General features: G+C 30.6%; 26 protein-coding genes. All 26 read right to left on the reverse strand.

Going from position 1 to position 25,069, the window contains the following annotated elements; all coding sequences use genetic code 11:
- Positions 1 to 33: 33 nt before the first annotated feature.
- The gene (locus NG901_RS10480; RefSeq protein WP_205449419.1) at positions 34 to 684 is read right to left on the reverse strand and encodes a phosphate propanoyltransferase; all 651 of its coding nucleotides are present in this window, start codon (positions 682 to 684) and stop codon (positions 34 to 36) included.
- Positions 685 to 2,244, reverse strand: a complete 1,560-nt coding sequence (locus NG901_RS10485; protein ID WP_252214268.1) for an acetaldehyde dehydrogenase (acetylating) — start codon at positions 2,242 to 2,244, stop codon at positions 685 to 687.
- A gap of 38 nt (positions 2,245 to 2,282) precedes the next feature.
- Positions 2,283 to 3,041: a BMC domain-containing protein gene (locus NG901_RS10490; protein ID WP_252214269.1), complete on the reverse strand. Its 759-nt coding sequence runs from the start codon at positions 3,039 to 3,041 to the stop codon at positions 2,283 to 2,285.
- Between the two features lie 22 nt (positions 3,042 to 3,063).
- Positions 3,064 to 3,726, reverse strand: a complete 663-nt coding sequence (locus NG901_RS10495; protein WP_252214271.1) for a EutQ-related cupin domain-containing protein — start codon at positions 3,724 to 3,726, stop codon at positions 3,064 to 3,066.
- A gap of 56 nt (positions 3,727 to 3,782) precedes the next feature.
- Complete coding sequence (locus tag NG901_RS10500; RefSeq protein ID WP_252214273.1) at positions 3,783 to 4,331, reverse strand: BMC domain-containing protein; 549 nt, start codon at positions 4,329 to 4,331, stop codon at positions 3,783 to 3,785.
- A gap of 1 nt (position 4,332) precedes the next feature.
- Complete coding sequence (locus tag NG901_RS10505; RefSeq protein ID WP_252214274.1) at positions 4,333 to 5,661, reverse strand: 4Fe-4S dicluster domain-containing protein; 1,329 nt, start codon at positions 5,659 to 5,661, stop codon at positions 4,333 to 4,335.
- Between the two features lie 17 nt (positions 5,662 to 5,678).
- Complete coding sequence (locus tag NG901_RS10510; protein ID WP_252214275.1) at positions 5,679 to 5,942, reverse strand: EutN/CcmL family microcompartment protein; 264 nt, start codon at positions 5,940 to 5,942, stop codon at positions 5,679 to 5,681.
- Positions 5,939 to 6,241 (reverse strand): BMC domain-containing protein, encoded by a 303-nt coding sequence (locus tag NG901_RS10515; protein WP_003374733.1) that lies wholly within the window; start codon positions 6,239 to 6,241, stop codon positions 5,939 to 5,941. Before NG901_RS10515 ends, NG901_RS10510 begins: the two co-directional genes overlap by 4 nt.
- A 15-nt stretch (positions 6,242 to 6,256) precedes the next feature.
- On the reverse strand, positions 6,257 to 7,102 hold the full coding sequence (eutJ, locus tag NG901_RS10520; protein ID WP_252214276.1) for an ethanolamine utilization protein EutJ: 846 nt from the start codon (positions 7,100 to 7,102) through the stop codon (positions 6,257 to 6,259).
- Positions 7,084 to 7,755, reverse strand: a complete 672-nt coding sequence (locus NG901_RS10525) for a cobalamin adenosyltransferase (protein ID WP_252214277.1) — start codon at positions 7,753 to 7,755, stop codon at positions 7,084 to 7,086. The genes eutJ and NG901_RS10525 overlap by 19 nt, the downstream gene beginning before the upstream one ends.
- 15 nt (positions 7,756 to 7,770) lie before the next feature.
- Entirely contained in the window at positions 7,771 to 8,211 is a 441-nt protein-coding gene (locus tag NG901_RS10530) for a EutP/PduV family microcompartment system protein (RefSeq protein ID WP_252214278.1), read from the reverse strand.
- Entirely contained in the window at positions 8,208 to 8,561 is a 354-nt protein-coding gene (locus NG901_RS10535; protein WP_003372783.1) for a BMC domain-containing protein, read from the reverse strand. Before NG901_RS10535 ends, NG901_RS10530 begins: the two co-directional genes overlap by 4 nt.
- Positions 8,562 to 8,600: 39 nt before the next feature.
- A complete protein-coding gene (gene cutD / locus NG901_RS10540; protein WP_012423521.1) occupies positions 8,601 to 9,554 on the reverse strand; it encodes a choline TMA-lyase-activating enzyme in 954 nt (317 codons plus the stop codon).
- Positions 9,555 to 9,721: 167 nt separating this feature from the next.
- Positions 9,722 to 12,262, reverse strand: coding sequence for a choline trimethylamine-lyase (gene cutC, locus NG901_RS10545; protein WP_252214279.1), 2,541 nt, complete (start codon positions 12,260 to 12,262; stop codon positions 9,722 to 9,724).
- Between the two features lie 55 nt (positions 12,263 to 12,317).
- Positions 12,318 to 13,808: an aldehyde dehydrogenase family protein gene (locus NG901_RS10550; RefSeq protein ID WP_252214280.1), complete on the reverse strand. Its 1,491-nt coding sequence runs from the start codon at positions 13,806 to 13,808 to the stop codon at positions 12,318 to 12,320.
- A 75-nt stretch (positions 13,809 to 13,883) separates the two neighbouring features.
- Positions 13,884 to 14,189: a BMC domain-containing protein gene (locus NG901_RS10555; RefSeq protein ID WP_252214282.1), complete on the reverse strand. Its 306-nt coding sequence runs from the start codon at positions 14,187 to 14,189 to the stop codon at positions 13,884 to 13,886.
- Positions 14,190 to 14,215: 26 nt separating this feature from the next.
- Positions 14,216 to 14,512: a BMC domain-containing protein gene (locus NG901_RS10560; protein WP_003373634.1), complete on the reverse strand. Its 297-nt coding sequence runs from the start codon at positions 14,510 to 14,512 to the stop codon at positions 14,216 to 14,218.
- A gap of 24 nt (positions 14,513 to 14,536) precedes the next feature.
- Complete coding sequence (locus tag NG901_RS10565) at positions 14,537 to 14,803, reverse strand: hypothetical protein (RefSeq protein ID WP_252214284.1); 267 nt, start codon at positions 14,801 to 14,803, stop codon at positions 14,537 to 14,539.
- Positions 14,803 to 15,900, reverse strand: coding sequence for a DMT family transporter (locus tag NG901_RS10570; protein ID WP_252214286.1), 1,098 nt, complete (start codon positions 15,898 to 15,900; stop codon positions 14,803 to 14,805). The genes NG901_RS10565 and NG901_RS10570 overlap by 1 nt, the downstream gene beginning before the upstream one ends.
- 583 nt (positions 15,901 to 16,483) lie before the next feature.
- Positions 16,484 to 17,320, reverse strand: a complete 837-nt coding sequence (locus tag NG901_RS10575; RefSeq protein ID WP_252214288.1) for a MerR family transcriptional regulator — start codon at positions 17,318 to 17,320, stop codon at positions 16,484 to 16,486.
- A gap of 230 nt (positions 17,321 to 17,550) precedes the next feature.
- Complete coding sequence (locus NG901_RS10580; protein WP_252214290.1) at positions 17,551 to 18,699, reverse strand: 1-propanol dehydrogenase PduQ; 1,149 nt, start codon at positions 18,697 to 18,699, stop codon at positions 17,551 to 17,553.
- Positions 18,700 to 18,916: 217 nt separating this feature from the next.
- Positions 18,917 to 20,521, reverse strand: coding sequence for a beta-N-acetylhexosaminidase (locus NG901_RS10585; RefSeq protein WP_252214292.1), 1,605 nt, complete (start codon positions 20,519 to 20,521; stop codon positions 18,917 to 18,919).
- 286 nt (positions 20,522 to 20,807) lie between these two features.
- Complete coding sequence (locus NG901_RS10590; protein ID WP_252214294.1) at positions 20,808 to 21,620, reverse strand: class I SAM-dependent methyltransferase; 813 nt, start codon at positions 21,618 to 21,620, stop codon at positions 20,808 to 20,810.
- 507 nt (positions 21,621 to 22,127) lie between these two features.
- Entirely contained in the window at positions 22,128 to 23,306 is a 1,179-nt protein-coding gene (locus NG901_RS10595) for a M20 metallopeptidase family protein (protein WP_252214296.1), read from the reverse strand.
- 203 nt (positions 23,307 to 23,509) lie between these two features.
- The gene (locus NG901_RS10600) at positions 23,510 to 23,974 is read right to left on the reverse strand and encodes a UPF0158 family protein (protein WP_252214298.1); all 465 of its coding nucleotides are present in this window, start codon (positions 23,972 to 23,974) and stop codon (positions 23,510 to 23,512) included.
- Between the two features lie 199 nt (positions 23,975 to 24,173).
- Positions 24,174 to 25,055, reverse strand: a complete 882-nt coding sequence (locus NG901_RS10605; RefSeq protein WP_252214300.1) for a Cof-type HAD-IIB family hydrolase — start codon at positions 25,053 to 25,055, stop codon at positions 24,174 to 24,176.
- Between the last annotated feature and the right edge of the window lie 14 nt (positions 25,056 to 25,069).

Genomic DNA, 25,069 nt, shown 5'->3' on the forward strand with positions numbered 1-25,069 from the left:
ATTATTATTTTGTTATTTTTATATTTTAATTTTTTATTTCACAATTTTAATTTTTGACTTTGAATTAACAATCATTGCATTTGCTTCATCTATATCAATATGGCATTCAAGTGCGCAATCATCATTTGCTCTAATTGCTACATTATTGTAAATGCCACCTCTCAAACCATCAAATTGTATTGAAACTATCTGTCCATCTTCAACATCAAAATGCTTAGCATCTTGTGGTGTCATGTGAATATGCCTTTGTGCAACAATCAAACCTTCTTGAAGCTGTACTGAACCTTTTGGACCAATTAAAGTAATTCCAGGTGTTCCACATAAATTTCCAGATAACCTTGTATGTGGTGCAACACCAAGACTAAAACAATCTCCAGCTAATACTTCAACTTGTGTTTTACTTCTTATAGGTCCAAGTATTCTAACTTTTTCAATAGCACCTTTAGGACCACAAATGGTTAAAGTCTCCTTGCAGGCATACTGACCTGGCTGTGATAAATCTTTAATCTTTGTCATTTTATAACCTTCACCAAACAAAATATCTAAATCTTTTTTTGAAAGATGTATATGTCTATTTGAAATACCTACTGGAATTTCCCATGAATCTTTTTTCGCTTCTCCATTAGCTAAATTAGCTTGTAAAGTTTCCAGCAGAAGTTTCAACATAGCTTCACATTCATCCATCTATGCTTCCCCCTTCATCACCTTAACTAACTTATTAATCATATCCAAAAGTTCTTCATTGTTAGCATTTTTAATATCATCAGTATTGATACACTTTGATGCAGCTGCATACTGATCAGGGCTCAAGCTTCCACATTGATTTTGTGTATGGTGACAATTATTTTCTGTTTTAATGTGATTAAAAGTTGGATCGTTAGAAGCTAATGTTGCACAATCCTTTAAACCATATGCAACTCTCTTGATGTTAATCAAGTGCATTGGGGTAACATTTTCAGAAACTGAACTACCGCCCCAAGTACCACAACCTAGTGTAAATGATGGTATAAGTCCTGTACTTGCACCTGTTCCACCTTGGCTACCACCAGTATTAACTAAAATACGTGATGCTGGCTTTCTAGCAAATTTCATTACTATATCTCTATCTTCAGTATGAATACTCATTGTATGACCTATTCCATTTTGAAGTAATTCAATACTTAATTCACATGCTTCATGCCAATCCTTTACTGTATAGAATGCAAGTACTGTTGTAAGTTTTTCAAAAGATAATGGATAACCTTCACCAACACCCTTTTGTTCTCCTATAAGTACCTTTGTATCTTGTGGAATAGAAATTCCTGCTGAACTCGCTATAACTTGTGGAGATCTACCTACAAATTTAGCATTCATGCTATGCCCATTCTTAAACAACAGATTACAAACTTTATCTGTTTCTTCTGCTGTCATGAAATATCCGCCTTGTTTCTTTAATTCTGCAACTACTTCATCATGATTATATTCTTCACATATAATAGATTGTTCTGATGCACAGATTGTACCATTATCAAATGTTTTACTTGCAATAATATTTCTTATAGCTTTTTCAACATTTGCACTTCTTTCTATATATGCTGGAGAGTTTCCTGCCCCTACTCCAAGTGCTGGTTTTCCTGAACTATAAGCAGCTTTTACCATTCCTGGACCACCTGTTGCTATTATTATAGCAACTTCTTTACTCTTCATTAATTCATTTGTAGCTCCAATTGTTGGAGTAGAAACACAACCAATAATATTTTCTGGAGCTCCAGCTTCTATAGCTGCCTCATTCATCAATTTAGCTGCTTTTATTGTACATTGTGCTGCTGATGGATGTGGTGAAAATACTATTGCGTTACGAGATTTTATAGCAATCATTGCTTTAAAAATAGCTGTAGATGTTGGATTTGTTGAAGGTACTATTCCCATTACTAATCCAACTGGTTCAGCAAGTTCTATTAACTTATTAGCCTCATCTTCTTTAATAACACCAATAGTTTTCATATCTTTAATTGAATCATATAATATAGTAGATGCCATATGATTCTTATAAGTTTTATCTTCAACCTTACCAAAACCAGTTTCTTCTACTGCCATTTGTGCTAAGCAAACAGCATTTTCTTCTGCAACCTTAACCATGTTGCATAAAATTTTATCAATTTGTTCTTCAGTATAATCAGCAATTTTTTCTGCCGCAACTTTTCCTAAGCGAGCAAGGTTTCTTGCTTCTTGTATTGAACACAAATCTCTATCAAAATTCTCCATATCAAATTACTCCTTTTTAACGTATTTGTGTATTAAAGTTACTCATAATATGCTCTAAATTTTGTTATTAATAGCTTTTTACTTGCTTTAGAAATTTTTCCTTCCGTAACTTTAAAATCTTTGTATTGACGAGCTAATTCTCTAAGTTTTGCTACTTTAACATTAGATAGTATCTTAAGAGTTTTTTCTATTCCACTTTCATTTACTAAATTATCTACAGTAGCTTTTTGTAAATTGTTTAAATCAATTTTTGAATCATTAGAATGTTCCTCTTTTAACTTCTTAGGTAATGAATGATCTATTGTTAAATTTATTTTTTCAGACTTAGTATCTATACAGTCAATATTTTCATCTTTTTCTAAATTCGTTTCCTCAGAATCATTGATTATACAATCAATGGTTTCTATTGTTTCTTCTTTTTTAGAAATTTCATTCTTAATAACCTCAACTTCAACAACCTCATTTAGGTTTTCACAAATCTCATTTTCAGATTTAGACGAAACTTCTAACTTTTTTAAAGAACTTTTTATTCCAATTATATTATCTAATTCATCATGAGGACGAGGTATCACATGTTCTGAAATCAACAATTTACTATCTAGTTTTTTTACAGCTGCAACGCCAGCCTCTACAGCTGCTTTTACTGCGCCTACATCTCCAGTTACTGCGATTGAAACAAGGCCTCCACCTACATAAGTTTTCTCCAAAATGCTAACATCTGCTGACTTAAGCATTGTGTCTGCACCTTCAATAGCTGCCAGTAATCCTCTTGTTTCTATTAACCCAAGTGCTTGCATAGTTTATCCTCCCTAAAGTTTGCTATAAGAGATCTGCCCAATTGGCAGGATATGTTGAATAAAATACCCTTGCCTTATCAGGTGAACCCCAAACTACCTTAGAACCTGATGGTACAAATAATACATCTCCTGGATATGCAGTAAATGTCTTACCATTGATTTCAATTGTTAAGGTACCTTCAATAACATAATCAATTTCTTCATAAGTTAGCTCCCAATCAAATTTTGAATTTTCAATTACTAAAAATCCAGCACTCATTTTAGATTCATTTTTACTAACTAATTCTTGATAATAAGCTTTTGCATTTGGATTTCCTGTATCAAATACATCCATTTTAACTGTATTGCCTCTAACAACTTTCAATCCACCAGAATCACATTCTGAAACATATGGCATATTTTTATCTTTTTTTAAGCAATTAAGCATTTCCTGCAAGAGACCCTTTTCCATCATAGATTTAAAGAAGCTTAGAAGCATTTCACTGTCCATTCCATCGGCACAAACTTTTGGAATTTCCGAATGTTGTACTTCACACTTAGGCGCTTCTGTAGAAAATACTATACCATTAGCTTTTGCTAAATCCTTAGCTGACGGTGTTATAATCACATTATCATCAACATAGAATTTAGTTTCACCTTGTTTTATCAAGGCTTCAATATCTTTTATACAAATCAATTTTTTCATATCCTCACATCCTTTCATTAATATACTTTTAGATAGTTATTAAATCTAAAACTTATTTAAAGTAAAGACTGTAATAATCTATCAGATGGAGATGGTATAACCTCAGCATTAACTAATAAACCTTTTTCTTCTGCAATAGACTTTCCTGCATCAATACCAGCTTCAACTGCAGCTACATCACCGGTAAAAGTAAAGAATGATTTTCCTCCTAATCCAGTTCCAAGTCTTAGATCTAATGGTTCTAAATTAGCAGCCTTTAAAATAGCATCAGCAGCTATAACCATGGTTGCTAAAGAGAAAGACTCCATAATTCCTAATGCCTGTATACTATCAGGCATTGTTGCACCAGTAATTGCTGGAAAAACTAAAGGATTAACATTAGGTATAATAATTGAATCTACCCAAAATTCTCCTGCTATTTTTTCCCCTACACTTACTGATTCTTTAACAGCTGCAACATCACCATTAACTATAGCTATATATTTTCCAGGACAAACAGAATTAGCTGTAACTATTTCAACATCAGAAGTCTTTAACATTTGATCTGTTGCATAAATACCACGTGAAATACTTGTAAATTCAACCATTCCTATTGCATTGGCCATATTAATCCCTCCTTATGGCTACAAAACCATCTTCATTTTTAATTACAGTTCCTGAAATACTTGCATGAATTGTAGCACCTAAACTACCTTCTGGAATTTTACCAATTACTTCACCATTCTCAACATGTTGTCCTAGATGTACACAGGCAATTGAAGGTGCACCTACATGTTGTTGCATTGCAATATATACAATTTCAGAATCTACTAAACCATCTATCATAGGAGCTGGTTTATCAAAATCTCGTAACCCTAATCTTGCTATAAGTCTCTTACTTGGTACTAAGCGATACTCTCTAGCTTGTCTTGCTTCAAACTTATCTTGAACTGGCTTGTATCTAATATTTTGTTCTGCCAGCTTTTGTTTAAAATATAGATTTGATGATTTAGGATATAATCCTGCTGGACATGAAAATAGCTCACATAAATTACACTGACAACATAGTTGTGCAATTTTTTGTCCTTCAATATTATCCAAGTTGTAAGACATAGCTCTCATCATCTTGTGTGGTTGTGTATTATGTCCAAGTAGAAAACGTGGACACATATCTGTACACATACGACATTGCTCACAAGAAGATTTATTTATCTTTTTTGCTTGATCCATGGTAACAGATTTTTTACGAATCAGCGGATGATCATTTTTTAATATTACAAATCCTTTATTTTTCTTTGTAACATACCCGTCTAGATTTTTCATAACTGGGCCCATCATAGGTCCACCATCAATGACTGAATACTTATCAAAATTTTCAATTCCACTAAGTTTTAACACATCTATAATAGGAATTCCTACTGGAACTTTTACAGTTTTTCTATTTGGTATATCCCCTGCAATGGTAATGTATTTTTCAGTAACTGATTTTCCCATAGAAGCATTATAAATGTTTAATGCTGTTTCACTGTTTACTACTACACATCCAACTTGAATTGGTATACCAGCTTCTGGTACAACTCTTCCTGTTAATTCATAAACAAGAACTTGTTCATCTCCTGCAGGATAAATATCTGGAAGCTCTTTTACTTCTATTAAATCTCCTACATGTAATTCATTAATTCTATTTCTTAAAATAGATATTACTTCTTTATGCTTTCCTTTGATTCCTATAATACCTTTATTAGCGTTAACTATACTTCTTGCAGTTTCAAACCCTTTTATAACTTCATCCGGAAATAATTCCATTAACTGTTGATCAACTCTTAAAAGGGGTTCACATTCAGCTCCATTAAGAAGTATATATTCAGCTTTTGATGCAAGTTTCGCATGTGTGGGAAATCCTGCTCCACCAGCACCTATAACACCAGCATCTTTTACCATATCTAAAAGACTCATCTTAATACCTCCTGAATCTATACAAAATTGCAATCTTCATCTATTATTCCAACAACAACAGCATCTACCGGAATATCATCGCTTCCTAACATTCTTCGTGCTGAAGCTCCTGTACAAATAATTACTCTATCACCTATTCCTGCACTAATGATATCCACTACTACTAGCCTTCTACCTTGTCTGCTTCCGCCAATTTCTTCAGCTAACATAAACTTAAAACCATTAAGTAATTCTGTCTTTCTGGTTGCCCATACATTATCAATTAATTTTGCTATTATCATAAACTCTTGCCTTCTTCCATCTTAAGTTTAATTTCTTTAACTGCAGATTCAACTGATGCTGTATCTCCAAAAATTCCAATTAATATCATATGTTGAGGACAATTTCCTCTAATATCTTCAACTGTAACTCCAACAGCTTTTTCAGCGATATCAGCTGCAAAAATCATATCAATCATTCTACCTTGTACAAGGCCTACTGCATCAATATCATTTAAATCTGTTTTACAATTCGCTCCCATACGCCGTCTAAGAATATCTATTGTACTCTCAGAAGGTGATTTTATAATTCTAAAATCCACCTTTTAACACTCTCCTTATTCGATAATTTCTTTTGTACAGCTAAGAGCTATCCCTAATGGAGTAACGAACATAGGATTGTGGGGTTTATGAGTGTATATTCCTGTTTGTTTTTCTATAATTTTTTCTATACCTTCTAAGCAGCATGTACCACCTACTAAAGATATTTCCTTAACATCATGACCATCTATATGCTTATTTATGATTGCAGCAACTTTTTCAACTACAGGCTTTAATATAGGCAATAATTCTTTATGCTTTTCACTGTCTCTTTTGTATTTATCAGCGTCTCCAAAAGACATACCATATGCTCCTGAAATAACTAATGAAAAATGAGTTCCACCTGTAGGTTCATCAGCAACATATACAACTTTTCCATTTTTCAAAATAGAAATACCTGTTGTTCCACCACCAATATCTACAACTGCACCATTTTCTATTTTAAGTACTGCATTTGCAGCTGTAGGTTCATCTAATAGACTTGTTAATTCAAATCCAGCAGCTTGTACTACATTCTTAATTGCCCCTGAATCCAAAGCATCTGTTCCTGGTGGAATTGCTGCTGCTGCATAAAGTAATTCTGCACCTAATTTTTCCTCAAGTTCCTGCTTTAATTCTCTAACAATTCTTACTGCTCCAATATAATCAACAATCATACCGTCACGGACTACATCTGCATATCTGTATACACCTGCAACTGGTTTATAGTTTTCATCTAAAACTGCTAATACTATACAGGCAGTTCCAAGGTCAACACCTGTGTAATATGTAGATGTTTCACTTACAATGGTTTTATTTATAACTTCTTCAAAATCATGAACAAGATTATCACAGTATTCAAAATTTATGCTTTTCTCTGACATTTTCCCCCTCCAATAGTTAGACAAATCATTTGAGATAATGAATTAATAATTGCGTTAATATTTTTTATAATTTGATTTCCTACGTTATGATTGTCTCCATATACTTCAAACACAATTGGTTCTATTTCACGAATAGCACAACGTAGTGCATTTAACTTTAAAATTTCGTTGCTTTTTTCAAGTTGCATATGAAATTCTGTTATTTCACAACAATCATCAATATCATCACAAAAATTCTCTGAATTTATTCCAGTACATTCTTTATGGCAAGGTTGTTCAATTGTACTTTTTCCTTCTATAAAATTTCTAATGTTTGAAATTCTTTTTTCTAAATTAATAATACTTTGTGCTAAAATAATATCTTCCTTTATAATTTCACTACTAGTAACAAGGAATAATGCCTCTATAGATTTTAGTTTGAAGCAAATCTTCTTATTAAAATTTTTATTTTCCTTTGGCAATGCTTCTGATTGCTTTACTATAGGAATTTTATTATTTTTGCAAGAAGCATCATCCCACATCTTTATACCTTTATCTGACAGATATTGTCTTGCTCCAGGCGTAAGACGCTCTCCTTGATCTAATTCGTAAACACTAAAAGGTTCTTTCTTATATAAGGATCGCAAATACTCTTCAGTAATAAATTTCATCATTGCCCCCCTTTACTTTTACCTTTTTTCAAATAAATATTTTTTTAAATCATCAATACCCGTTTCATTTGGAAAACTAACATGAAAATATGGTTCTAAGACTCCTATCATTTTTAGCTGCCTTAAACATAACTTTTCATTTTCAGGCATCAAGTCGCTTTTTGTTATTACACCAATTACAGGACATCTAAATGATTTCGCAAAGCCATGAGAATATACTTCTGTGCATCTAGATTGATCTACTAAAATCAAAATATGAGATGCATCCTGAGAAGTTGCAATTATGTGTTTATACATCCAAGCATTTTCTATATAGGAACCAGGGACATCTATAGTATTTTCACCATAAATAATTTCCTGTGTTCTTCTTACTTTTCCATCATAATTATTTAATGCATTAACCAATGTAGTTTTGCCACAATATGAAGGACCTATTACCATTATTCTCTTCTTTCTCATGTTCTTGTAATGGGAGCCTGAGTAAATCCAAGCAAGTTTTTCAATGTATCATTTACTGCATTTAGTGCTGTCTCAACACTTTCTACATCACCATTTATAACTACTGATCCTGTAAAACGATCTAAAAATCCGATTTCAACATCTGAAGCCTTTGCCGCAATATCAGCTGCAATAATAGCTGTTTCAAAAGGAGTCAAAGTTAAAATTCCTATAGCTCCCTTTTCATCAATTCCTAGACGTTCATATATATCAGGCATTGGTGATGCAATAACATGAGCTATTGTAATTTGCTTTCCAGGTACTGACTCTTGTATAACACGCTCAATATTTCTTTCAAGAAATTCTCCCATAACTCTTACCTTCCATTTTATTATCTATTTAAAAATTCTTTAGTGACGAATCACTTTAACTGTTAAATCATATTTCTTAATCCAGCTTTCAATTTTATCTAAATCTTCATTATTTAAGCTTGGATCTCCTTCAATAGGATATTCAATTCCTAGTTGATTATATTTATTTACCCCCATCTTATGATAAGGAAGCAAATCAATGCCTTTGAAGTTTTTATAATCCTTAAACTGAATTAAAAATTTCATAACATTTTCAATATCTTCATTACTATCATTTACTCCTTTTAATAAAGGCATTCGAATCTTAACATTATATTTACGACGAATAAGTTCTTTTAAATTCTCTAAAATTTGTTCATTTCTCACTCCAGTTAATTGGAAGTGCCTGTCAGAATCAATATGCTTTATATCAAATAGGAACAAATCTGTGAACTCAGCAACCTTTAGCACTGATTCTAGCTTTGCATAACCGCAAGTTTCAATTGCAGTGTTTATTCCCTCTTGTTTACATGCCATAAGCAGGTTGCAAGCAGCTTCTGGTTGCATTAAAACTTCACCACCACCTAATGTAACACCACCACCGGAAATATCATAAAATGCTCTATCTTCTTCTATAATCTCTAAAAGTTCAGAAATAGTTTTTACCTGTCCTACTATAGATAATGAAGATTCAAGACAAGCATCAACACATTTCCCACATCCAAGGCAATCAATATTACGATTCACTTCGTGTTTTAGACTTTCCTTTGAAATAGTATGTATTCCTACTGGACAAGCATCAACACAAGCACCACAATTAACACATGAATTATTTTTAAACATTACCCTATATTTTTTTATCATTCCTTCAGGATTAGCACACCATTTACAACGTAAAGGGCATCCTTGGAAAAATATAAGAGTTCTTATTCCTGGTCCATCATACATATTGTATTTTTGTATATTAAAAATTGTTGCTTTTCGTTCAATCATTCCTAAATTCATATTCCCCATAGTATTCAATCTCCAGTTTTATTTATCTTGATTTTAAATAATGTTTTAAATGTTCCTTGCACACTAACATGATTTAACTCATGTTAGTGACAAGTTTTATAAAAATTAATTTAATGTCAAAATATACTTCTTTACTATCTGCAATTTGTAAAACAATTTACAGCATTTTAAAAGTGTGTAAGCATAGTTCTACTAATAATTTCATCTTGAACATCTTTGCATAATTCAACGAAGAATGCACTATATCCAGCAACACGTACAATTAAATCACGATATTGTTCTGGATGTTTTTGCGCTTCAATTAACGTATCATTATCTAGGTAGTTAAACTGAACTTCACCAAGACCAAGAACACATGCACTACGCAATAAAGTAATAATGCCATCTTCTCCTTCTTTGGTATCTAATAATCCAGATATAAGCTTAAAGTTATGAACCATACCTATATTCATACTGTCACAAGACATTTTAGAAACTGATTTTATAATTGCAGTAGGGCCCTTATAGTCAGATCCTTGTGATGGACTTATACCATCAGATAACGGCATCCATGCTCTACGTCCGTTTGCTGTTGCTCCAGTTAACTGACCAAATGGAGTGTTATTAGATATTGATAAAGTACCATGACTAAGTACTGAATATAATGTCTTAAATTTACGATGTTCTAGTTCTGTAAAATTGATTAAATCAGCAGCAATATAATCTGCATAATCATCATCATTACCATACTTAGGTGCCTCTAAACAATCTTTTCTAAGTTTTTCATATCCAACAAAATCAGCTTTTAATGCTTCATTTAATTCTTGCAATGTATATTTCTTTTCTTCAAATACTAACTTTTTAATAGCTGCCATAGAATCTGTATAAGTTGCAAGTCCACTCCATATTACTCCCGGCCCAAAGTTATACATAGCTCCGCCAGCTTCAACACCTCTACCATTATCCATACAACCTTCATACATAATAGACATAAGAGGTTTTGGTGCAAGTTCTTTATGAACACGTTGTGAAATTACAGTAGCAACACTTGTCCACTTAGTAATGTATTTTATTTGTTCCTTAACAGCACTTTCAAATTCCTCATAATTTTTAAAACTATTTATATCTCCCATATTAGGGCAAACTTGTTTTTCATACCAAAGAGGAATACCATTGTTAAGTACAAGTTCTATACATATAGGCCATTGAGTATATGCTGTAGATGTCCATTGATATAATCTTCCTGATTTTTGAGGTTCAACACATCCCATTAAGCAGTAATCTCTTGCATCCTCTATAGAAACACCTTTAGCAAGCATCATTTTTATATGCACATCATCAAAGTGACAAGCTGGGAATCCCATACCTGCACGAATTACATCCACAATTTTCTTAAGGTACTTTTGTGGTGATTGGTTATGAATACGACAAGCTAATGATGGTTGATAAATTTTAACATGACGAACTGCATCCATAAGCAGATAAGTCAATTCATTTGTAGCATCTCGTCCTTGTCTATCAACACCACCAACACACATATTGACAAATGGTTGATAACCTGCGAAGAATTTAGAACCACCTTCACTTGTAATCCACATCATTTCAGACATTTTAATAAGCATACATCCTGATAATTCAAATGCCTCAAAATCATTCATACGACCACTTTCAATATCATTTTTATAATATTCATACATGTATTGGTCAACACGTCCTATAGACATACCTGTTTGATTTTCTTCAACTACTAGTAAAGATTCAATAGTCCAAACAGCTTGAATCGCTTCCCAGAATGTACTTGGTTTATGTGCTGGTACTCTTGCATTAATTTCAGATATTTTTTGTAATTCTGCTTTACGCTTAGGATTTGTTTCTTTTTCGGCTAATTCAGCAGCATATTTAGATAAACGCTTAGCATAAATCATAACACCTTCAGTAGTATCAATAATTGCTTTATAGAAATAGATTTTTTCTATATGTTCTGGATTTTCATAATCAAGTTTTTCAAGATGTTCTTTTGCTTCTAATTGAATATCTAGCATACCCTTTTTCATTAGAATTACATCATATCCTGGATTTGAATCTCCTCCACCATTAATAGCATGATATGAACAATCTGAAACAAATGACTCTCCTGAAAGCTCCCATACTCCTGCTTCACGATATTGATTTTCACAATATTCATCAACAGATTTACCTGCCCAATATGGGAACAATTCTTCACGCATAATCTTCTTATCTTCTTCAGAAATATAGAATGGATCTTGCGCTCTTGTACCTATAGTATCTATTTCATCAACCATCCATCTCCATGCAATATCTGGAGAAAAAGCGCCCGCACGAGGTGCACCACAAGGAGCTCCTACAATCAATTCATTATCTTGAATTACTAATGGTGCAGTTTCACAGCAATATTTAAAACATTTAGCACGTAATAAAATCTTAGGCATGCCTGGATTTTCTTTAGCTATTTTAGTAATTGCCCTAGCACGATAAGTAGTTATTGATGGAACTTGTTTCAAATAATTTTCTTTTAATTTTAATAAACGTTGTGTTATTCCATCTGGAATTTTATCGCCTTCAGTACATACTACATGTTCTAAAACAGGTTCTTCTTTTGTGATTTCTTTTGAAACACCCTCAAATATCTTCATTAAACATTCACGTTCTTCAGCAGACATGTTTTGAGTGGCTTCTACAAATTTGTTTGAAAATTCACGAATATCCAATTTTTTACCTCTCATTCTTTAAATATATTTCAGACTTATAGCCTGATTGTTTAGTTTATTTTAAGTCTTTAATAACTTCTTTTAAGATATTTTGTAGAAATTCTACGTTATCTATGTCACATACTTCTGATTTTTTTTCAATGTTATCACATAAACCTTTATCTGATAACACTGAATCAATAATCTCATTTGTTTTACGTACTCCATATCCAACCTTACGAATATATATTAAGTTCATTGGAGAAACGTTATCGGATGTCATTCCATGACCTGCTGATCCACTTCCTAACGTCATTGAAGGAAACAAATTAGTTGTCGCTCCCATACTTCCAAAAGAACCTGGAGTATTTACAAGTACTCTACCAACTGGTTTTTTTAAAGCAAATTGACGAATAACTTCTTCATCTTTTGAATGAATTATTAGTGTATGGCCATGTCTTTCACTAAGTAACAATTCAATACACTTTTCACAAGCATGCATCCAATCATCCTCAATATAGTAAGATAAAACTGGACAAAGCTTTTCTCTAGAATAAGGATTGCCTTTTGACACATATTTTTGTTCTGAAATCAAAACCTTTACATCATTTGATACAATAAATCCTGCTCTTTTAGCTAAGTATTGAGGCGATTTGCCAACCACTTCAAAATCAACGCTTCCATCTGTATGATAAAAGATAGATCCAAGCTTTTCAGATTCATTTGCATCCATAAAGTAAGCTCCATTTTTTTGTAACTCTTTTTTCACTTCAGATGCAATTGGACTATCTACAACTATCGACTGTTCAGCTGCAGAAACCACACCATTGTCAAATATCTTACTATCAATAATATCTTTTACAGCTTGTCTTATATCAGCTGTACGTTCTATAAAAGCAGGTCCATTACCTGTACCACCATAAATTACTGGTTTGCCTGATTTATATGATTCCTTTAACAAACCTGGAACTCCTGTGTTCATTATTAAAGAAGTATCTCTATGATTCATTAATTCAGCAGTTCCACTAGGTGTTACATTATGGAGATATGCAAGTGCTCCTTCTGGTAAACCATATCCTTCAGCAGCTCTAATTAAAATATCAAGAGTTTTACTCATAGTATTTTTCGCTCTTGGATGAGGAGAAAATATAATAGCATTTCCTGATTTAATTGCAATTAATGCTTTATATATTGTAGTAGAGACAGGACTAGTTGATGGGCAAAATGCTATGATTACACCCATAGGTACACCTACATCCATAGTCTTATTCTCTTTATCTTCATTAATTATACCTACACATTTCATGCCCTTTAATCTATTAAACAAATACTTGCAAACAAAACGATTTTTTATACATTTATCTTCCCATTTACCATAATCTGTTTCATCACTAGACATCTTAGCAAGTTCTGAAATATGCTTTTTAATTTCCTCTATCATCCGTTCAACGATCTCATCAAGCTTTTCCTGTGAGAATGTTGCTAATTTTCTTTGTGCTTCTCGAGCATTTTCAACAAGAATTCGTGATTCTTGTATGGAGAGTAAATCATTATCAATAGTACTCATTTTCTTCTCTCCTTTTCATTAGAAATATTTTTTTAATTCCAACATATTCTACTTAATATGCATAAGTCTTCACCTTTATGGAAGTAAATTTTCAATCTTATAACGCGCAATAATCTTTTCAAGATCCTGATGTGGACTTGCAATAACAACTGAGCTATAAACATTACCATTTTCCATATCATTAACAGCTTTTACGCCAGCTTCTACTGCCGCTTTACAGGCTCCTACATCTCCACGAACCAATACAGAAATGTAACCTGATGCAACATTTTCATAGCCTATAAGTTCAACATCTGCTGCCTTGCACATAGCATCGGCTGCTTCTAAAACAAAAACTAGACCAAAAGTTTCAATTAATCCTAAAGCTTGATATCTTGCCATCTCTATATCCTCTCTCTTCCTTGTTTTTATGAATCAACATCATGTACAGAAACAATATCTCCAACTTCTCTAATAGGACGTGGCATAACATTTTTTGCTGTTAATTTACCTATAGCAGCAGCAGCTTCAGCACCTGCTTCTACAGCTGATGTAACTGCTGCTACATCACCCTTAATCATTATTGTAACAAGGGTTGATCCTACATTTTCATATGAAATCAACTCCACATTTGCAGCCTTTAACATTTTGTCTGCCGCTTCAATTGCTGGAACCATTCCTAATGTTTCTACAAGACCTAAAGCTTCTTCACCATAATATCTCATTTAGAATACCTCCCTTCCTTGTTATTAACCTTTAATATATTTATTAATTGTTTCTGCTCCTTCTTTGTGTGCATGATAATAAACCCTTAATTCACCATCATTGTCCAAATCAAATCTTGTTTCTTCAAGAAGTCCATTAGCTTCAGCTGTCATTAATGCTGTTAATACATCTTTCTTGTTAAGAGCTTTAAAATTGCCATACTCATCTTTTAATGCATCTATAACATCATCAGTACACGCTTCTTTAACTTTAGTGAAATATTTTAGAATTGCATAATTAAGTGGTTTCATTACTTAGCTTCCCCCTTTTTTCTAAATAAATCTAATGGGTTCATAGCTATTGTTAATATTCCAAATACCATTAACACAGCTGCAATCCAAACTATAGGAGGTAATGCCCATCCATCTATTTTGCAAAATACTCCAAGTACAATCCAGCAACAGAATGGACCCCAGAATGAGAATGTACCATTACATGCCATACCAAGTGCAGCACCACACATACTATTACCGTTATACCAACACATATAAGAAACGAATGCGAAAAGACCACTTAAAGCAAAGCAAATCATAGCAGGTCCGCTTGTAAATGCTTTACCAACTAAATTAGCTGAAAAACCAACACTTCCGCCAAAAATAATACCAAATATAGGTACTAAAATTATTAAGTTTGAAAGACCTGATGTTGCTTGACGTATAGTAATACCAATCTCTGAATCAATCATGGATGTACCATAACCAGCTACGCAGCCTTCAAATCCCCATCCTAGAGCAGCGATAAATGCTATACAAATACCTAAAAACATCCCTTCTGGAGCATCTCCCCCAATACTTGTACTACCAATCATAAAACTAGATAAAACACAAATACCTATACCAAGCATCATACGTTTATTTAATTCTTGTTTAAATAAAACCCTACCTAAAATAGCACCAATAGCTGGACAAAGAGCAGTAATCGGAATAACAATTGAACCTGCCATTTGAAGACCAACAACATAAGCTGTGCTTGCAATAGGACCACCTATAAGAGCTGCCAAAATCATTACTCCACCCGGAGTAGTTTTAATACATCTAAAGAAATCTCCAATTTTCCCTTTTACTATTGCATAAAGTATAGCCCAAACGGCACTACATGTATCATTTACCGCACTACCAAGTGCACCTAGTAAGTAAGTAATAACAAGCAATGATAAACCCGCTGTGTTTTCTCCATACCAATCTGCCCAAACTCCCTTAGTCATACCAAGTGTTAAAAATGCTGAATAAAATCCATACATTAATCCTGAAAATAAAGCAATTGAAATACCTTTTTTAAGAAAGTTAGATGATAACTTCTTTTTAGCAGCAATTGCAGACAAATTATCTACACCTGACATTTCACTCATAAACTAAAACCCCTTTCATTCATAAACATTAAATATATTGTTAAAAATATATTGTTAAATAAAAATTTATACTGACTATATTTGAAGCTAAGTAAACAATAAGATATCTAGTAAAGGTTTACAAGAGCCATTTAGAATTTTATTCAAATACAGTCTCATAGGATTCACAATTGTTATAATTTTATTAACATCTATTATCTGATTTTGAAATTACAGAATAACTTTTCATTTTTTATATCTTTGTAAGTATTTTTATCATTAATTAAATTATAGTCCTTACCCCCTAGGGGAAAGTCAATAGAATATTTTATATATGAATTTACAAATTATTTTTAATTTATAAATTTATACAAATTAGAATTATATAACATTATTTAGGAAGTTAAAAATTATCTATACGCTAGGTTTAATCAATGTTTTACTATAAGCAAATCTAAAAATATTATCACATTATTTTAAATAAATATTATGTACTTAAACTAAAAACAAGAATTCTTTTATTCTAAAAAAAAGAATTCTTGTTTAAAATACACTTATCTATCTCTTATACATTCCCCCTTAGGGCAACGTTTTCATTTAGTGGTTATTTCTTTTTTCTATTAACTTTAACCATTATTTCTGTTACAAATTTATCACTATTTTTAGTTGTCCAATAATCTGTAACATATCTTTCATATGATTTTTCTTCACATTTATAACCATTCTTACCTGCCCACACTTTTATCTTTTTATATGTTTCATCAATAGTCTCATGTGTTCCTATATGATAACAAGAAGCAACCATAAATCCTCCAAATCTAGTAGTTTCATTCTCCTTGCATTTTAGAATTGTTTCCTGCATTATCTTCATTTTATTGCAATTGCCATTAATTTTTTCCTCGAATGAAGGAAATTCTATTATCACAGGACCTGTTATAGCATTATCTATACTTTCTATGTAATTAGTAAACTCTATGTTTATTATGGAATCCATATAGTCATAATCAAAATCTTGATTTAAATAAACCATTGTACGAGCTTCAACATATTTTATAGATATATCTTTGATATCATTTTCAATTACCATCTGTGCCTCAATTATAAGATCATACCAGTCTTTTATTGATTTAAGTTTTAAATTAATTTCATTTTCTATTTCTTTAAGTTCATCAATTTTTTGACCAAAGCTTTTTTCAAAAATCGAATAATTTGTTCCTTCAAGAAATTCCTTCATTTCTTCAAGTTTAAATCCACTCTGCTTATAATATTTTATCATTGGTACAGATAGTAACGTTTTTTTGCTATAATATCTATAACCATTTTCAGCAGATACTTTATCAGGGCTTAGTATTCCTTTTTTGTCATAATATCTAAGTGCTTTTTTAGATAAATTGCAGATTTTCTCAACTTGTCCTATACAATACAATTTATTTTCTCTCATAAAATACCCCCACTTATTTTCATACTAAAATTTAACTATAATACAACCGAATATAAGCTTTTCTTATATTATTTTATATAATTGTAAGATAATATTCAATAAGTAAATAATTCATTCACATTCTTAATATTATAAATAATTAAACCTAATATTACAAATTTATATCTAATTTCAAAAAAATGAACTAATGTAATAAAAAAACCACTCATTTTTGAGTGGTTTTCATTAAACTACTTGTTTCCTGTAACTTTATCTAAAATATTTAATAAATCTTCTTTTGTTGCTTCTCTAGGATTTGCAGTTGTACAAATATCCTTCATAGCGGCATTTAAAATATCTTCCTTAACTTGATCTAATAAACTTATGTCAGCTCCCTGTTCTTTTAATGTAGTAGGAATCATTAATTTTTTTTGTAACTCAACAATATGTCTAATTAGATTATTAACTCCAATATTTACAGTAGATGCATGTAAATTTAATATTTTAGCAATTCTTTGATATTTTTTAGCAGCTACTTCATACTCTTTATTATAAAAATTGTTATTAAGTTTAGCATTATATTCTATTATATGAGGCAGTAGTATTGCATTACTTCTTCCATGAGATATATGTAGTTTACCACCTAATGCATGTGCTAAACTATGAGTAATACCAAGTCCTGCTGAATTAAACGCCATACCTGCTAAGCAAGATGCATTATGGATTTTTTCCCTTGCTAAAAGATTACCACCATTAGAAAAAGCTTCTGGTAAAAATCTAAAAGCTAAAGAAATCGCTTTTTCCGCCAAAGCATCTGAAAAATCATTAGCATTTTTTGAAACATAAGCTTCAATAGCATGGGTAATTACATCCATTCCTGTATCTGCTGTAATAACTGGAGGTACAGAAGTTACAAGTTCAGGATCAAGTATTGCTACCATAGGAAGAAGTGCTTTATCTGCTAACGCATATTTTAATCCTTCTTGCTTGTTAGTTATTACTGCATATTCAGTTACTTCAGATCCTGTACCGCTTGTAGTTGGTATTGCAAAACATTCTTCTATTTCATTGACTGATCCTAAAATTTGTTTTGAATACTCTCTTATTGCCTTAGCCGCATCAATTGATGAGCCACCACCAAGGGCTATCATAATTTGTGCATTACAAACTTGTAATGTTTGAATTCCAGCAGCAATGATTTCTACTGGAGGATCAGGTATTATATCACTAAATATTGTTACCTGACAATCAACTAACTTTTCCTGTACTTTTGCAGCCATTCCTGAAGATTCTATGAATTTATCACATACAATCAATACTCTTTTATTTTTTATTTCACTTAATCTACTTAAAGAACCTTTTCCAAAATAAACATTTGTACTAATACTAAATTCTTTCATATATATTCTCTCCTAATTTTTAAGTTTATAAAATATGAATGATTTAGTTATTCTTTAATTTACAATACAAAGACTAGACTACAATGTTAAAATTATAACAATTTAAAGCAAATACCTATTACCACATTATATCACGATAAAATGATAATAGGCAACATATTTATAAATAAATAATTTTATTAACTTCAGTATCAGAGATAGCTATTAATTGCTCTTTTTATCTCCCCCATATGTTACTATCTTTATAATAATTTATACCTTGATTTTTCATTCTTTCCCCCTGTTTCTCCAATCTGCTCTTATACTGATTCCAATCTCTATTTTCTTTTTGTGTCCATCCTATCTCAGCATAACCTAGTAACCTTGGATATATCATATAATCCATAGCTTTTGTATTAGTAATTGTCTCTGTCCATAATGGTGCTTCTATACCTAAAACCAATTCCTTTGGTGCATAATCAGTAGGATCCCATTGATATGCGGTTTCTACTGGAATGTAACCTGCCCATGTTAATCCATATGGCGTACTATCATCATATTTCATATCCAAATAAGCTTTTTGTGCAATTGAAACAATCATTTTCATTTCTTTTTTCCTAGCTGCTTCATTTGAATCTTTCCAATTTTGTAATATTAAACTTGAATTTATTTCTGGAGATGTATCAATAGGATCCCAACCTATTGGAGTTTTCCCATACTTTTCAACTATTTTAGATACTCTACCTACAAAATAATCATAATCTTCTTTTTTAGTACTATTAGCCTCATCTCCACCTATATGAATATATTTTGAAGGTGATATTTCTGAAACTTCTTTAATTACATTATCTATAAATTCATATGTTTTTTCACTGTCTGTCATAAGAGAACTGAAACCCACCTCAGTTCCTGTATATAAAGGCTTCTTTTTACCATTTTTATTTAAAAATCCATAAGAAGCTAATGCAGCATTGCTATGGCCTGGCATATCAAATTCAGGAATTATTTCTACATATCTTTCTGCTGCATATTTAACTAAATCTTTAAACTCTTCTTGTTTATAATATCCACCTTTTCCTCCACCAACTTCTGTACTTCCACCGATTGTAGTTAAGTCAGGATATTTTTTTATTTCTAGACGCCATCCTTGATCATCACTAAGATGTAAATGAACTCTATTTATTTTGTATTGAGCTGCATAATCTATCTGACGTTTAACTTCATCTATAGTAAAAAAGTGCCTAGCCACATCAATCATTATTCCTCTATAATTGTATTCAGGTTTATCGTCTATTATTGAAGCTGGAACACTCCATTCTACATCAGTAGCTATAGTATTTTTTTCAATGTCTGGTGGCAATAATTGTCTTAATGTTTGAACTCCTCTTGAAATACCTTCTGCCTTATATGCTAAAATTTTAACATTTTTAGGTGTAGTTACCATTTCATAACCTTCATTACCTTGATTTTCTTCTGATCCTATAGTAGTTAAATAAATACTACCTGATTTACCTTCTTTTCCTTTAATAATATTTAATTCAAATCCAGTTGAAGCCTTTAATTTTCCTCTTATAAACTCTGCAATTTTACTAATCTCTTCTGTTTCTTCTTTAGTATTTCCTTTTACATAAATTGAAGTATCTTTTGTAAGTATAAAATTTCCGTCACCTTTTTTATAATTTAGAGATCTTGGAATAATATCATTCTTACTATCTGCTGCTGAAAAAATCGCTTTTGATTCATTATTTCCCTTGAAAATTATTCCAATAGAAACAGTTACTAATATCAGCATTAGCATAATTATAGATATGAACGTCCAATGCTTATTAGATGTATTCTTCATTAACTCACCATCCTTAAATATTTTAAAATATATGATTTCTTTGTATATTATTATAGAAATCACTTTTAAACCTTCATTATTATTTTATAACCTAAGAGAGGCAAGTATATACTATGAAATCACTGACTTACTAATTTTTATTTCTTCCTACATATTTTATTTTTAATCATATTGTTTTATTATCTAAAATATCTAATAAACTTCTTGCTATTAAAAAACTACTCTTAAAGGGTTATATTTACTCATACAAATTTTAGCAATAATATAATTTTACAGATAAACAATATTAATTCACTTTAATTTTTATAATTTTCATCATTCTTTTAAATCTTGGAATGCACCAAAGCAATCTCATGTTTTTCCATCTTTTGTTTCCAATATCAAAATGATACCATTCTTTTATAAAATTAAGTCTATCATCAAAACACTCAATCTCTTTTCCAGACTTAAACCCAGAATAAAATTCTGATTTTGTTTTTAGCTTGTTCACTGAATCATGATGTTTGGCTTTTCCTACAGCCATAGGATCCATTGCTTCAAAAATAATATTTGAATTTGTAAAGTTATCTGCTAATTTCTTAAATAAATTTTTTAATTGTTTCATATCAAAGTACATAAAGATACCTTCTGCAATAATTAACACATTATCTTTTTTATCTATTAAATCAATCCATTCATAATCAAACACCGATTTTTCTATAAATTTAAGTTTATCTGTTTCCTTTATGAATTTTCTTCTTATATTTATTCCTTCTGTTAAGTCTATATCATACCAGTGAATGTTTTTAATATCTATTCTAATTGGTCTTGTATCTAAACCAGCGCCTATATTTATTATAGTTCCATTAGAATTTTTTTCTATATATTCTTTAGTTAAATCATCTAATATTTTAGTTCTTGCTGCAATACCAACTTGTGTTTTGTAAAACTTATCATATTCTCCAAATACAGAAAAATCGTAATCAATTCTTTCTACTATATCTAAAGCTTTAAAATCTTTTATAATACTATCTTCTCTTTTTGTTTCCTGTGCTCTTGCCCATATTGGTATAAGCATTGTTTCTGGAACTCCTGCTAATTTTGACTCATATTTTTGCATATTCATTCATCCTTTCTTTATGTTTGAAATCTTTATTTTTATACTCTTATTAAATAACTCTTAATAAAATTTTATACGCCTTAAGATATTGATACTCATTATCAGTATATTTCTAAAAAAATATGTATTCTATAAATACATAAGCATTAAATCTACCATTACTTTAATTCTTCTATTTTACTTGTCCTATTTGAATAGACATTATTTTTATCAAAAATTTTTCTGTACAAACAATATTATATTCTAGCCTATTGTTAATGTCAATTATAGGAAATTTAATTTTATCTTTAGAATTAACTCTGAACATAAAACCCTGATTAATTAAACCAAATATCTATAGGCTATAGTTAACATAGTAAAACTACTAATTGTATTAATTTTGCTATTAACAAAAAGAGCTAACTAATTTTGCTAGCTCTTTCCTAAATATTAACATTTTATTATTGACTATTAATTGCTTATTAAAATAATTACATCAAAAATAGACTAACGTATATTTTTTTATATCTATTTATTATTCTTTAACCATTCAAATGCACTATGTGCATAAACAGCTGCACCTACGTGTAAACAATCTTCATTAAATATAACCTTTGGGTTATGTTGACCATACTTAAATCCTTCTTGTTCACTACCCCCTCCTAAAATAACCATAGTTCCAGGTACTTTATCTAATATTTGAGAGAAATCTTCAGAACCACCTAAATTTATATCTATTTTAGATATATTGTTGCCTAATTCTTTTTTTAAATATTCACCAAATTCCTCAGATATTTTAGGTTCACAATATAAAGCAGGTGTAGAATCAATAATCTCTAGTTTAGCTTCTGCCTTAAAAGTTTTAGCAGTAAAATCTACTACTTCATTCAATCTTTCAAGTAATTTTTTTCTATTTTTCTTTGAAAAACTTCTCATAGTACCAGTTAAAGTAGCTTCTTCTGGTATAATATTAGCACTATCTCCTGAATTAAATGTTCCAATAGTAATTACAGCCATATCATTTGGATCGCTTTCTCTACTTATTAATTCCTGTAATGCTAAATGTATATGTACACCTACATTTATAGGGTCTATTGTTTGATTTGGCATAGCCCCATGTCCACCTTGCCCTTTAATAAAAATCTTAAAAATATCTGAAGAAGCTGCACAATATCCTGTGCTATAAGCTAAATATCCTGTTGGCATAATTTTAGATAATATATGCATTCCAAATGCACTATCTACTTTAGGACTTTCTAATACTCCTGCATCTATCATTGCTTTTGCTCCTCCCAGACCTTCTTCGTCTGGTTGAAACATAAGTTTAACTGTTCCTTCTAGTTCATCTTCTTTTTCCTTTAATAACTTGGCAGCACCTAATAACATTGCTGTATGGGTGTCATGACCACAAGTATGAGCACATTGTGTCTTTGAAGAAAATTTTAATCCACTTTCTTCTTTCATTGGCAAAGCATCCATATCAGCTCTTAACAATATTACTTTCCCGTTTCTTTTTCCTCCTATTGTTGCCACTATTCCACTCTTGCATATTTCTTCTGGACTACATCCTATTTCTTTAAGTTTTTCTATTACATATTCTTTAGTTATAGGTAATTCATTTCCAAGTTCCGCATTTTCATGTAAAAACCTTCTATTTTTTATAATTTCTTCTTCAATTTCCTTTGATCTTTCAAAAAATCCACACATATTTGTACACCTCTACTACTTTATTATTTAAAAATTTAATCTTATTATATGTATTTTTATAATAAACTATATTAGTTTCTAATACTTTCTATAAATAAACCTTATGATAACATTACGAAAGTATTATCATGTGATTTAAAGTTTCCACTTAACATACAATTTATCTAAATAAGTTTTATTAAAAATCTATTTATTATATACATTTAAATATATTCTATATTATTTTTTTCACACCAATCAATAGCTAATTTGTATTCAGTATTTTCTCTATAATCATACCATTCACTAAGATGTTCAATATTTTCAATATATTCTCTTAGTTTACGTAATGAATATTTTTCTTGTAATTCTTCTAATTTCTTATCTTTAAAGTTTTCATCATCTAAAGACTTACAAAAATCTATCATCATTCCATATTCATTTATCTCATCTTCATTTGGTAATTGAATATAGTCTTCAAAGTTTTCCTTTAAATCATGCAAACAGATTATTAATTCCCTTTCCCACTCCTCAAAATTTTCAAGATTGTTAATATCATCTGCTTTATAATTTGAAGTACTTTCATCTTCTAAATATATAATTACACCTGTTTTTTTATTGTAATAATGACTCAATAATTCTCCTTCAAATTCTATTGCCTCTATTACATCACTTAAATTTACTTGCATGTTTTTACCTCTTCAATTATATTTTAAGTTAATACTTTTATGTAAAGTATATTATACTCTAGCTTGATTACATAAAACATTTATTATTATAATCATTACACTTTTGTTTGTAATTCATACCATTCTTCTTATTTAAGTTAAATTATTAATATAAGAAGATCTGCATCAAATTCATTTTGATACAGACCCTAAATCAAATCTATTTAATCATATTATCCATTTCATTATTAAGAACATTGTGAATAGCTTTTGCAACACCAAAATTATCATTACTATCTGTTATGTATTTAGCTATATCCTTAACTTCTGGTATTGCATTTTTCATAGCAACACTTTCTTCAAATATTTCAAACATTGAGTAGTCATTAAAACTATCTCCAAGAATCATAACATTCTTTATGTCTATATCCATTTTTTTAGCTACTTGTTCTAAAATGATTCCTTTTTGAGCATTTAAATCAGTTATTTCTATATTGTCATCAAATGATGATGATATTGCGAGTCCTTCAAGCTTTCCAATAGTCTTTTTCATTTTATCTATTAGCTCTACATCTTTATGAAATGCTACAAATTTTCTTACTTCTATTCCATCTTTAAAAAATTTTTCTACATCTTCAATATATTTTAAACTTGTAAAAAATCCTTCTTTTTCTGCCATTTTTCTAGCTTCATCTTCTGTTAAGTTAGGATTAAAAGTCAAAGTTCTAAACACAACCTCTTGAAGTGCCTCTTCTCTTGTAGATGTAGTAAATACACCTTTATCCGTAAATATACGCGCTGGTAATTTATTTTCATCTAATATCTCTATTATTTGTTTTACATACTTTTCGTTTATATTTATTACCTTTAAAATATTACCATCTTCATCTCTATACTCTGCTCCATTAGAAAGAATACATTGACATTTTATATTATGCTTATCTAATATGCCTTTAACACTATCGTACTCTCTACCTGTAGATATTGTAAATATTATTCCAGCCTCTTCTGCTTTTCTAATTGCATCAACTGTTTCTTCATCTATATCATGGTTATTATTTAATAAAGTACCATCCATATCTGATGCTATAAGTTTTATCATTAGAATCACTCCAT

Source organism: Clostridium sp. CMCC3677 (assembly GCF_023845585.1).
GTDB lineage: Bacteria > Bacillota > Clostridia > Clostridiales > Clostridiaceae > Clostridium > Clostridium aquiflavi.